The sequence below is a fragment of the Novosphingobium sp. BL-A-41-Hi4A-0G genome, from assembly GCF_055521735.1.
On record NZ_CM145501.1, the window covers coordinates 1,850,257 to 1,862,160 of the forward strand.

Annotated in this window: 11 protein-coding genes; 9 read left to right on the forward strand and 2 right to left on the reverse strand. The window is 60.3% G+C overall.

Translation table 11 applies throughout. The annotated features are described in order from the left end of the window. Positions 1-5: 5 nt before the first annotated feature. From ACZ1JX_RS08880 to ACZ1JX_RS08920, 9 genes are all read left to right on the forward strand, one after another. Positions 6-1,220 (forward strand): glycosyltransferase family 4 protein, encoded by a 1,215-nt coding sequence (locus ACZ1JX_RS08880; RefSeq protein ID WP_465123205.1) that lies wholly within the window; start codon positions 6-8, stop codon positions 1,218-1,220. A 73-nt stretch (positions 1,221-1,293) separates the two neighbouring features. Continuing rightward, on the forward strand, positions 1,294-2,373 hold the full coding sequence (locus ACZ1JX_RS08885) for a glycosyltransferase (protein ID WP_465123206.1): 1,080 nt from the start codon (positions 1,294-1,296) through the stop codon (positions 2,371-2,373). Continuing rightward, a complete protein-coding gene (locus ACZ1JX_RS08890) occupies positions 2,366-2,929 on the forward strand; it encodes a WcaF family extracellular polysaccharide biosynthesis acetyltransferase (RefSeq protein WP_465123207.1) in 564 nt (187 codons plus the stop codon). Before ACZ1JX_RS08885 ends, ACZ1JX_RS08890 begins: the two co-directional genes overlap by 8 nt. Next, on the forward strand, positions 2,926-4,731 hold the full coding sequence (locus ACZ1JX_RS08895; RefSeq protein ID WP_465123208.1) for an acyltransferase family protein: 1,806 nt from the start codon (positions 2,926-2,928) through the stop codon (positions 4,729-4,731). The genes ACZ1JX_RS08890 and ACZ1JX_RS08895 overlap by 4 nt, the downstream gene beginning before the upstream one ends. A gap of 3 nt (positions 4,732-4,734) precedes the next feature. Next, complete coding sequence (locus ACZ1JX_RS08900) at positions 4,735-6,072, forward strand: hypothetical protein (protein WP_465123209.1); 1,338 nt, start codon at positions 4,735-4,737, stop codon at positions 6,070-6,072. A 195-nt stretch (positions 6,073-6,267) separates the two neighbouring features. After that, positions 6,268-7,032 (forward strand): glycosyltransferase family 2 protein, encoded by a 765-nt coding sequence (locus ACZ1JX_RS08905; protein WP_465123210.1) that lies wholly within the window; start codon positions 6,268-6,270, stop codon positions 7,030-7,032. Continuing rightward, positions 7,029-8,150: a GDP-mannose 4,6-dehydratase gene (gene gmd, locus ACZ1JX_RS08910; protein ID WP_465123211.1), complete on the forward strand. Its 1,122-nt coding sequence runs from the start codon at positions 7,029-7,031 to the stop codon at positions 8,148-8,150. The genes ACZ1JX_RS08905 and gmd overlap by 4 nt, the downstream gene beginning before the upstream one ends. Before the next feature lie 13 nt (positions 8,151-8,163). Then, positions 8,164-9,120: a GDP-L-fucose synthase gene (fcl, locus tag ACZ1JX_RS08915; RefSeq protein WP_465123212.1), complete on the forward strand. Its 957-nt coding sequence runs from the start codon at positions 8,164-8,166 to the stop codon at positions 9,118-9,120. Positions 9,121-9,132: 12 nt separating this feature from the next. Further along, a complete protein-coding gene (locus tag ACZ1JX_RS08920) occupies positions 9,133-9,345 on the forward strand; it encodes a hypothetical protein (RefSeq protein ID WP_465123213.1) in 213 nt (70 codons plus the stop codon). 23 nt (positions 9,346-9,368) lie between these two features. Here ACZ1JX_RS08920 and ACZ1JX_RS08925 read toward each other — a convergent pair whose 3' ends face one another. Both ACZ1JX_RS08925 and ACZ1JX_RS08930 read right to left on the reverse strand, forming a co-directional pair. Continuing rightward, the gene (locus ACZ1JX_RS08925) at positions 9,369-9,743 is read right to left on the reverse strand and encodes a hypothetical protein (RefSeq protein ID WP_465123214.1); all 375 of its coding nucleotides are present in this window, start codon (positions 9,741-9,743) and stop codon (positions 9,369-9,371) included. An 83-nt stretch (positions 9,744-9,826) separates the two neighbouring features. After that, positions 9,827-11,686 carry a hypothetical protein gene (locus ACZ1JX_RS08930; RefSeq protein ID WP_465123215.1) on the reverse strand — a complete coding sequence of 620 codons (1,860 nt, stop codon included), beginning with the start codon at positions 11,684-11,686 and terminating at the stop codon, positions 9,827-9,829. Positions 11,687-11,904: the final 218 nt, after the last annotated feature.

Sequence of the window (11,904 nt, forward strand, 5' to 3'; positions counted from 1 at the left end):
CCACGATGAAGCTTCTGGCGATCAGCGAACATTACTTCCCGCGCCTCGGCGGCACGGTGAGCTATCTGCACGAGACGCTGTCGGCGCTAGCGCGGCAAGGGGTTGACGTCGAGCTGTGGGTGCCCGGCCCCGCGCCGTCGGACTGGCTGCCGCCCGAGAGGCCGCGTCCACCGTACTCCGTGGTCTGGATCGACGCCGGCTATCCGGAGCGAGGCGATCCGACACGCGAACAGCGCTATACCTTTTGTGCTGCGGTCAATGATCGGGCGCAGGCACGTGCCGACGGCACCGATGCCCCCGACATTCTGCACGTTGTGTTCGGTGTGTTCGTGATGGAGGTGCTGAACACCGAGGCGTTGCGTCGATCCGGATTGCCTTGCGTAGCTACGGTTCACAACGTTCCGCCGCAAGAATGCCGTTTGGTGGCGCCGGGCGCGGCCCTTCCCATGCGGCTGAAGGAGGAAGCGCGGCTCCAGCTAGTCGGGTGGAAGAACCGCACTCGACTCCGGGCGCATCGCTGGGATGAGGTAGTGGTGCCATCGGAACCGGTGCGCGACTTACTAACCCAAATCGTACCGGGTCAGAGTATCACCGTGATCGGCCACGGCCCTACGAGTGAATTGATAGAGCGGATGAATCCACCGCGCACACGGCGGCCCGAGCCGGGCGCAAGTGTTAGATTGCTGACTGCAGGCGGCTTCGCGCCCCACAAACGCCAGCACCTCATCCCCGAGGTTGCGGCGATGCTGCACAAGGCTGGCGTAGACTTTGAGTGGGATGTGGTCGGTCCAGCGGGCCGTGTCCCTAACTATCATGACGTCGTGGTCCGAGCGGTCGAGGCGACAGGGCTGTCTGATCGGGTGCGGATGATCGCGGGCGTGCCTATCGACAAGTTGGCCACACTTTACGATTCTGCACATATTTACGTCCAGCCGTCGATCGAGGAGGGTTTCTGCATTACTGCACTGGATGCGGCCGCGGCGGGGCTCCCGGTAATTGCTTCGCCCGCCGGTGCACTCGCGCGCATTGCCGAGGCATCGTCCGGGGCGCTGGTTCACAGCGAGCCTAAATCACTGGCGCAGGCTGTAGCAGATTTTGTAGCTCAGGATCGCTGGGGCAACGCCTCCGAGCAAGCACGATCGGTGCGAGCACAGTTTTCCTGGGGAGTGGCTGCAGAAGCCTTGATGGAACGCTATGCTGTCCTAACAGCGCGCTTATAGGTCACAAATGTCTCATATTATACGTGTCGCCCTACTTACCTCGAAGATGTCGTCTGCGGCGGGAGGATTGTCGGTGTCGGTTCCCGGCATGGCCTATGGTCTTGAAGTCTTTCATGACGTCGAAAGTCACGTGCTAGGAACTCTCGATCCGGCCGATCCGGATGCAGCGCAGAAATGGGGGCAGCGGGTGCAAGCCTTTCCGGTCTCCGGGCCCGCCGCACTCCAGCGAGCACCGGACATGGCGCGAGCGCTGGAGCGGCTGAACCCCGATATCGTCGATGTACAAGGTATTTGGACGTGGTCCTCCAAAGTTAGCCTCGATAGGCATCGCCGGCATAGGACACCTTACATTGTCACGCCGCGGGGCATGCTTGATCCTTGGGCGCGCCGCAATTCGGCCTGGAAGAAACGCATGGCTGCGATCTTGTTCGAGACAGCGCATTTGAACGGCGCCTACGCCTTGCGTGCCACCGCCGAGATGGAGGCACAACATTTCCGCGACATGGGCCTCACTAATCCCATCGCGATCGTGCCCAACGGGTTGAACCTTCCTGATCTGGCGCCCCGAACTGATCGCCCCTTACGCTCTGTTTTATTTCTTAGCCGGCTCCACCCCAAGAAGGGCGTGGATTACCTCCTACGAAGTTGGGCTGTGCTGCAGGCGGACTTCCCGGGCTGGGAGATCGTGATCGCTGGCATCGATGAAAACGGTCACGAGGCTGAATTGCAGGTTCTCGCCGCCAAGCTACGGCTCGACCGCGTGCGGTTCGTTGGGCAGTCGCATGGGGCAGCAAAACAGGGTCTTTACCGCGACGCAGATCTCTTTGTGCTCCCCACCCATGCCGAGAACTTCGGACTTGTCGTGGCCGAGGCGCTGGCACAGGAAACGCCGGTCATCACCACTCGGAACGCGCCCTGGGCAGGGCTTGAAACACAAGACTGCGGATGGTGGATCAACCTCGACCAGACCTTACTGATCGAAACAATGCGCGCCGCCATGTCCTTGCCCTCGCAGACGCTCGCAGCTATGGGCCGGCGTGGACGCGTTTGGGTGCAACGTAATTTTGCGATGGCGAAAGTAGCCGATCAGATGCGCGACGTGTATCTTTGGGCCGCTGGCAAAGCGGCGAAACCGGATTGCGTCGATGTCTGAACCCATTCAAAGGCTCGACCTTTTCGAGAACGCTTCTTTCTCGCGGGGAGCATCACGGCTGACGGAACTAGTATGGCTGACCCTGTCAGGCATGTTGGTCTCGAGCTGGCTTCCAGGCTCTGGCTGGCGCGTAGCGATCCTACGTGCATTTGGGGCAAAAATCGGGCGCGGCGTGGTTATCAAGCCCCATGTCACGATCAAGTTTCCCTGGCGGCTGGAGTTGGGCGATCATGTCTGGATCGGCGAATGGGTCTGGATTGACAACTTAGCAAAAGTGACGATCGGATCGCAAAGTTGCATTTCGCAAGAGACCTACCTCTGCACCGGCAGCCATGATTGGAGCGATCCACGGTTTGGCCTGGTTACGCGGCCCATCACCGTTGGCCGCGGCTGCTGGGTGGGGGCTCGCGCCACGCTGGCGCCTGGCTGCGAGATGGAGGACGGCGCGGTTCTAGCTATGACCGTGCTAGGAAGCGGGCGATTGGCGGGGGGCACTATCCACCGCGCCGATGGCAGCACGAACACCCGCCCGACAGCCAGCTCGAGCACGCGATGAGCCTGTCCTACCGTCCAGAGATCGACGGCTTCCGCGCACTGGCGGTGGCCACGGTGGTGCTGTTCCACGCAGGTGTTCCAGGCTTTCAGAACGGCTTTGTTGGGGTCGACATCTTCTTTGTCATCTCGGGATTCTTAATCACCTCGATCATCGTTCGCGAACAGGCGGAGACGGAGTTTTCCTACACCCGCTTTATGATGCGCCGGGCCCGCCGCATCCTGCCGGCGCTGGTGGTCATCATGCTGGCCTGCATTCCCTTCGCCTGGTTCCTTATGTTGCCCGACCCGCTGGAGAACTTCGGCCAGTCGTTGGTTGCGACGGTCTTTTCGGCCAACAACATCCTGCTCTGGCTGACCGCAGGCTACTGGGACCTAGCTTCGGATTACAAGCCGCTGCTTCATACCTGGTCGCTAGGGGTCGAGGAGCAGTTCTACATCCTCTATCCCATGCTTCTGGTTTTTGCTCTGCGCCTGCCGATGCGGGGCTGCTACGCCCTGCTCGCGGCCGTGGCAGCGCTGTCCTTCGCGCTGATGATGTCGGCACTGCAGACCGATCCGGCGGGGGCCTTCTACCTGTTACACACCCGGGCCTGGCAACTGCTGGCTGGCGGCATCGCTGGGCTGATCGCTGGGCGCTCGGGCTCGAGCTTAAGCGGACGGCCGGGCATGGCGGGGCTGGGACTGGCGATGGTGCTTGCTTCGCTGGTCCCATGGCTCAGCATGTCGATGGCGGTGAGGCTGGTGTTGGCCACGCTAGGTACCGCGCTCTACCTCCTATGGGCGCGCGCCGACAGCATGGTGGCTTGGGTCTTCACCCGCCGCCCGGTGATCTTTGTGGGTCTTGTCAGCTACAGCCTCTACTTGTGGCACCAACCGGTCTTTGCCTTCTTGCGTGTCGATCTGCCGAAACCTCCCGGAGGGGGGATGATTGCCTTTGGGATCGCGCTGGCGTTCGTGCTGGCGGTGCTAACTTGGCGTTTCGTCGAGAAGCCATTCCGCTCAGCCCGTCGGATCGGACCGGGCACGTTTTGGACCTTTGCGGGGGGCGGCATAGCGCTAACGGTCTGCATCGGCTTGGCCATGCACCTAACTGCAGGGTTTCCGCAGCGGCTAAACTATCCGGTAGACGAGGGGTACGCGGGGGTTTCCATCACCTACAACGAGCGCGTCCGCGCCCTGCTGCCCCGCGAAATCCCCGAGGGTGCCGAAAGGCCTGCCGTGCTCTTGGCCGGCAACAGCTTTGCCCGCGACTTCTCAAACGTGCTGCTGGAGACGGGACTCGGCCAAAACCTCTCACTACTCTACCGCGACGATCTGTCTGTCTGCGCCGCGGACTGGTCCGACACCGAGCGCGCCCTGGTGGCCCGGCTGGATATGCTGGTCTTCGCCAGCGGCTCCTACCCCGAAAACTGCGTCAATGAGACCCTCTCCGTTGCCCGTCGGGAAGGGGTGCCAGTCTTCTTCGTCGGACCAAAGGAATTCGGCGAGAACCTAAACCCGCTGCTGCGGTTGCCGGCAGAGGCACGCAGCGCAGCCCGGCTGCGGATCAGCGACAGGGTCCGGCAGATCAATGAAAAACAGAAGACGCAGATTGGTTCGCGCTACGTCGATCTCCTGTCGGTTCTGTCCGAGGACGGCGGCGCGACCGTGCGCGTAGCCGACGAGGCAGGTATTCTCCTTACCACTGATCGGGTGCATTTTTCACGGGCGGGAGCGCGTCTTGTCGCGCGCCGGCTGCACGATCTATTTCCTGCGATTTTCGCACTGGCCGGGCAGGATCACACTCTAGATGCAGGACGCTGACACGTGCCGTTCGGATACACCCTCCTAGATCCGCTTGTCGTCCTGCTGGGGACGGCCTTGGCGGGTTATTTCCTTTGCACTAAGCCGATAAGGCTGATGGCTTGGCTGCCGTCCATGCTTGTGCTTTACTTCTTCATTCCCGTCGTAACGCTGCTAACACTGTCGCAGACAGTTCCGCTGCTGCTGGCAGGGCGGGCGTTGTTGAAGGGGCAACTCCAGGCATACGGTCCAGCAAAGCCGGTCCTGCTCTTCTTGCTAGTCGTATTCGTCGCCTCGGCTTTCTATAGTTTGCTACTGGGGCAGGACGGGCCCCGAGTGGCCCTCCGCATCCTCTACTACGTCGGTGTTTTCGCGGTCATGTCCTTCACCTACGAGATGGCGCGCAGAGAAGGTAGCTACGAGCTGTTCCTGAAGGGGCTGGTGCTGCTGGGCATCGCGCTGTCGGTCTATGGGCTCTACCAGATTGTTGCAATCTATACCGGCCTACCCTTCCGTGGCATCCTGCGTGGCGTTGACGGAACGCAGGCGGCATTTGAAGGCAGTTTCTTCCGCATTAACAGCCTGGCCAGCGAACCCAAGCGCTTGGGCTACGTGATGTTTGTCTGTGCGTTGGCCTGCCTGTTTTTGGCCCAGCTCCGGCCGCAGCGCGCGCTCTGGTTGAAATGCACAGGTGCGGGGATCCTAGTGATGTCGATCTTAACATTTGCGACCTCTTACTTCGTCGCGATCATGTGCTTTGCCCTGGCCGCATCGTTCTTATATCCGTCCCGATCGGCGACTTATATCTTTGGCCTCGGACTGCTGTTCGTCGCCGTCCAGACCCTTTTTCCAGAGCTTGGGCTCTTCGATGCCATCCAGGAAGGCTTCGGTCGCCGCAGCCGGGAATTCGAGGTCGGCCTGGATGGGCGGCAAGTCTATCGGCAGGAATTTTTTGCTTGGGATTACTTGGGCAACCACCCGGAGGCATGGCTCTTCGGCGTGGGCCTCGGGCAGTATTTTCAGACCCTCTCTAACACATACGGCTTCGTTGCGGGGATCAGCGAATATGGTACGCTGCTGCCCCTCAACTCTAACGCCCTTGAGTTGGTGTACGACTTTGGCGGGATCGCGACGGCAGCATTTTATGGCGCGATCTTTTTGCTGATCCTTGCTCTGCGCAAGCAGGGGGAAACCTTCGTGTGTCTCGCACTGCTGTTTGTTGTGGTGCAGAGCTTTTTTATCTTGACGCTGAATTTTGTGGTGCTCTTCGCCGGCATCGGCGCAGGCCGTCTGGCGCTGGCTCGGTTGAGACTTAGACAGGTCTCGGCACGGGCGCTCACCGCCAGGATCCAAATGTCCTAGCACTGTTTGGGCATCTTTATGATTGGAGGGTCTGTCGCAGGGAAAGCGGGGGCGGCTCAGGGCCCTGAAGGCGCTTGATGGATACAGCTGCTAGTTGGCAGGCTTGCCTTTCAAATAACCAATCTCACCCCCCCACACCGCCAAAAACAAAGACGATTGCCTTCGTGACAAAACTCTGCACTGGACCATTTAGTAATGACGATTTCCATCATCACCGCCGTATTCAATAGAGCCAGCTACATTGCGCGCGCCATCGATACCGTTCAGCGGCAAACTTTTGCTGACACTGAACACCTCATTATCGATGGGCAGTCTACAGACGGTACGCTTGAGGAGGTCTCACGCCGTCGCACGCATTCGCTGCGCCTTATCAGCGAGCCCGACAGGGGGATCTATGATGCCCTCAACAAGGGAATAGGCTTGGCGCGCGGCGATATTCTCGGTGTGGTGCACTCAGACGACTTTCTTGCCCATGACCGCGTTCTGGAGCGCGTGGCGGGAGCCTTCGAAGACCCCGCAATCGACGCAGTTTATGGCGACCTCGATTATGTTTCGGCAGACAATCCCGACCGTATTATCCGGCATTGGCGTGCGGGGAGTTTCAGGCATGATAATCTGAGGCGGGGGTGGATGCCGCCACACCCGGCGCTGTTTATCAGGCGCCGGGTGGTTGAAGCCCACGGGGCTTATGATCTGCGATATCGCATCGCGGCCGACTACGACGCCATCCTGCGCTGGTTCGGCCGCGGCGGCATTCGCGCGACATACATCCCCGAGGTTCTTGTCAAGATGCGCCTGGGAGGCGAAAGTAACCGCTCACTCGAGCGCATCCTGCTCAAGAGCCGGGAGGACCTTGAGGCCCTGCGCAGGAACGAGATTGGCGGCCTCGGGACCCTTGCGCTGAAGAACATTTCTAAACTCAACCAGTTCATCATTCGACCCCGAAGGCGCAGCACATGAACAAGAGTGCACTCATCACCGGCATAACGGGACAGGACGGGTCCTACCTCGCCGAATTTCTGCTCGCCAAGGGCTACGAGGTTCACGGCATCAAGCGCCGCGCCTCGTCCTTCAACACGCAGCGCATCGACCATATTTACGAGGATCCCCACACCCCCCACCCGAAGCTCAAGCTGCACTATGGGGACCTCACTGACACGTCGAACCTGACGCGCATCCTCCAGGAAGTGCAGCCCGACGAGATTTACAATCTCGGCGCGCAGAGCCACGTCGCGGTAAGTTTTGAGGCGCCGGAATACACCGCCGACGTCGACGCGATCGGCACGCTGCGCCTGCTCGAGGCGATCCGCTTTCTCGGCCTCGAGAAGAAGACGCGCTTCTACCAAGCCTCGACCTCGGAGCTCTACGGCTTGATCCAGGAGAGCCCACAGCGCGAGACGACGCCCTTCCACCCGCGCTCGCCCTACGCCGTCGCCAAGCTCTACGCCTACTGGATTGCCGTGAATTATCGCGAAGCCTACGGTATTTACGCCTGTAACGGCATTCTCTTCAATCACGAGAGCCCGCGCCGCGGCGAGACCTTCGTCACGCGCAAGATTACCCGGGGCCTGGCCAACATCAGCCAGGGCCTCGAGAGCTGCCTATACATGGGCAATATCGACGCCCTGCGCGACTGGGGCCACGCCAAGGACTACGTCCGCATGCAGTGGATGATGCTGCAGCAGGATGCGCCAGAGGATTTTGTCATCGCGACGGGCCTCCAATACTCCGTCCGCGAATTCATTACCTGGGCCGCGGAGGATCTTGGAATTACGCTGAGCTTCGAGGGCGAGGGCCTCGAGGAGCGCGGCGTCGTCGAGACCGTCAGCGGCAACATCTCGACGGCCCTGAAGCCGGGGGACGTCGTCGTCCGGATCGACCCGCGCTACTTCCGGCCTGCCGAGGTCGAGACCCTGCTGGGCGACCCGACGAAGGCGCGGGAGAGGCTGGGATGGGTCCCTGAGATCACCGCCCGGGAGATGTGCGCGGAAATGGTTGCCGCAGATCTCGAGACTGCCCGGAGCCACGCGCTGCTGAAGGCGCATGGATTTACGGCGCCCTTGGCCTCCGAGAATTGAGGGGAGGCAGGCAATGCGCATCTACGTCGCCGGACACCGCGGCATGGTTGGGTCTGCCATCGCGAGGAGGCTAGAGGCTGAGGGGGCGACCCTGATTGTCCGCACGCGCGCCGAACTTGACTTGACCAGCCAGATCGCCGTCCGCGACTTCATGGCCTCTGAGAAGCCAGACGCCGTCATTCTGGCGGCCGCGAGGGTGGGCGGCATTCTTGCCAACGACACCTACCCCGCTGAATTCATATATGAAAATCTGATGATGGAGTGCAACGTCATCCATCAGGCCTTTAGGGCCGGAGTTCGGCGGCTCCTCTTTCTCGGATCTTCATGCATTTATCCGCTCGATGCGGCGCAGCCGATGGCGGAAGAGGCGCTGCTTACGGGTGTGCTGGAGCCAACCAACGAACCATACGCCATCGCCAAGATCGCTGGCATCAAGCTGTGCGAGAGTTACAATCGGCAATATGGTACGGACTACCGCAGCGTGATGCCTACCAACCTCTACGGACCCGGCGACAACTTTCACTACGAGAACTCGCATGTCCTCCCCGCCTTGCTCCGTCGTTTTCATGACGCTGTCGAGACGGGGCAGGAAGAAGTGGCCATCTGGGGAACGGGCAGGCCAAGGCGCGAATTTCTTCACGTCGACGACATGGCCGAGGCCTCACTCTTCGTAATGCATCTCGACTATAACACCTATCGTGCAAATACCCAGCCGATGCTTAGCCATATCAATGTTGGTTGCGGTGCCGATGTCTCGATCGCAGAGCTGGCCACGATGCTCGCAGAGGTGACAGGGTTCAAGGGGCGCATCGTGTTCGACGCGACAAAACCCGACGGCACTGCGCGCAAGCTGATGGAAGTAAAGCGCCTGACTGCGATGGGTTGGACGGCGCGAATACCGCTTCGGAACGGGATTGAGCAAACCTATCAGTGGTTTCTTGATAATCAGGCAGCCCTCAGATTGAAGTAAGTGGGAGGCCGAATGATGCCATTCGCAATTCGAAATGAACATCCAATGATGGGTAAACGCAAAAGCCCCCACGTGCTGTGTTTGGGTGGCTTGTTTGATGGCAGGTTTTTGGGGAGAGCGGATGTCGGTCCAATTGTAGGGCAGCAGGTCGTCGATGGGATCTTCATCACTGCGAAGGACGATCCGGCTGAATTGAAGGCATATCCTTCCAAGGTAGCCATCTAAAGAGTTTTGCGGACGCGGTAGCCTCACACTGCTTGTCCAGTGACACTGCCAATGAAGGCCTGATCCATCTCCGGCTCATGCCATTTTTCCGTGAGCCTGCCCCAACGATCGAGACTATTCTGGAACTCATAATCATCGATCAGCAGGTGATATGTATAGATCCTGTTCACGATTTGCATCATCAGGGCACGCATCTGGCCCTGGTCGAGGTGAGCGGCGCAGTTCCAGGCAATTTCACGCCCATCAGCGTCAATGACGCGAACGTCGGAGTAGTCGCCGGCATGAGTGACCGGGACGATGCCGGAATGAAGGGTTTCAAGCCCGGTATTGCGGACGCACATCATGGCGAGCGTCTTCGCCATCATGGCGGCAATGCGCTTTTCGTCGGCCTTGGTCATGAACGCAGTATATCGGCAATTGCCCGTGGGTATAGGTGGCCGAAACGGACTGAGGTCGAGTGGCAGACCTCAGCCCGCTTGCACTAAGCGGCCAACCAAACTCGGTTAAGAATTTCCGCCGCCAGCGCAGCCTTATCCTGCGGCAAGAACCTGCCATAATGCTTGGCCACCACCTCAGGCGTGTCCTGAATAGCGTAGCTCGCTTGTTCGTAGGACCCAGTCTGCTTAAGGATATGTGTCGCAAGCACGTCGCGCACATTATGGGGCCCATGCGGCAATAGCCCCTTAATCACGCCGCGACCGGTGTACGGGTTCCAGATACCGTAACGCTGGATCGCTAGTCGCCAGGCCTCGTAAAAGGCGTTCTGGTCGTAGGAGTCATCCTGGCTGGTGATCTTCACCGTCTTCACGAACAGCGTTCCGGGATCGGGCGCGTCGATCAGAAGCTGGTGGCGATGGGTTCGGATATAGGCATCGAGGTATCGATAGAGGCCGCCCAGATCAGGCAAAACCAGCCGGAACGGTCGCCCGCCAAAAAAGGAAGATCCTGCATTCTTGAACGCCGCGGCGGGGATCAGAACTTCCCAGCCATCCGCCCGGTCGCTCCAGCGCAGCTCTCCCCGGCGCATCGTCTCCAACTGGCGTTCCGTGCGTGGGTTCTGCCCACGCGGACAGAGCATCAACTGCCGCAGATTTTTCTGCCGCAGCCCCAGGTGCAGACCAAGCCGAAGGATCAGAAATGACCGAACCGCCTCGGCAGCCTGCCGCGGATAACGGCGTGCGTCAGGCAAAGTACGCAGGATCTCCTCGGTGATCTTGCGGTATTCGGCAACTGGGCTGTCAGCCTCCAGGATCGGCAGGATCGGCTCGAACGGGTCACGGTGGACCTGCGCGACGCGCTCCACTCCTTTTGCCCGGGCCGTGCCGTGCGCATACATCGCGTCACAGGCAGCTGCCCAATCCGACTGGGCCAGTTCGATATCAGCCTCAGACACCAGATTAGGGATCGGCCGCAAGCGATCCGCCAGATGGGGCATCTGCCGTATCCAGCCGGTATCGGCCCGCGTCAGAGCAACCCCGAGGCGAAGCATGTCGACTTCCCAGCGCGTGTAAAACCCGCGGCGCCGTTCACGCCACTGCACATACCAGTCCCAGACTGTCGGGAAGACCAGAAGCCCAAAGGTCAGATCGGAAAGCGCCACACCGAAGCCGGCAATTACGCCCTTGGGAGCAGCAGCCAATGCCCCAAACATCAGGCCAAGATGCTCGATCTTCTGGGCCGAGGTTTCTTCACCCCACACCCCGTTCCGCTGGTAGCCAATCTCGGTCAGTGTCGCTGTCTTGAAGGAGACCAGTCGTTGCATTTCATCATTCAGGCGTGGTGGTGCATCATAGGCTGCAGACAACGCCTCGGGGTCTTCGTCAGCGACTGCCTCGGACGCAGGCATGGGGCTGCGCTTACGGCCCGTGATGGCCGGAAAGCGGATGGCATAACGATGCTTCATCGCCTCGGCTTGGAACCGCCGATATTCGGTCGATCCGGTGATGATATGAGTGCGCACCCATTCGACGATCTCGCGGCGCTCCCTCGCTGAGCGGCTATTGAAATCGTCCGGCAGGTGCCAGGCCAAACGGCGCTGTTCAGCCGGCGCGATCCCGATCAGCTTGTGCCCGGACACGGCTCGGGCCGGGTGCGGAAGCAATGCACGAAAATGGCCAGTTGGTAGCCGGTAGCGATCCTCGATTCGAGAAAGCATCTCGAAGCTCTTGGCACTGCGCGGGGCTCTGCGACCGGCCGTCCAGGATTGGATCGTGGTCCGGTCGAAGGTTTCTCCCGGGCGAATGAGAGCACGCCATAGCCCCCAATAGGTGTCGCCATGGCGGCGCATGTGGAGCGCGAGGGATTCGTTAAAGGTGCCGGGTTCGATCCAGTCCGTGAACAATGGCTTGGGGTATTCGACAATGGGAGCCGGCTTTTGACCGCGCCGTCGGCCGGTGGTGATGGCGGTCGTTGGTTTGGCGGAGACCGAGGACTTACGACGTACAGGTTTACTTGAAGGCATGGATAATGTGGCCCGTGTTTTCAGTTGATATGACTTGCCGCTGGGCGGCGAGCCGGGCCGTAACGGGCTCACCCGCCCTCAACACACGCATTGCAATT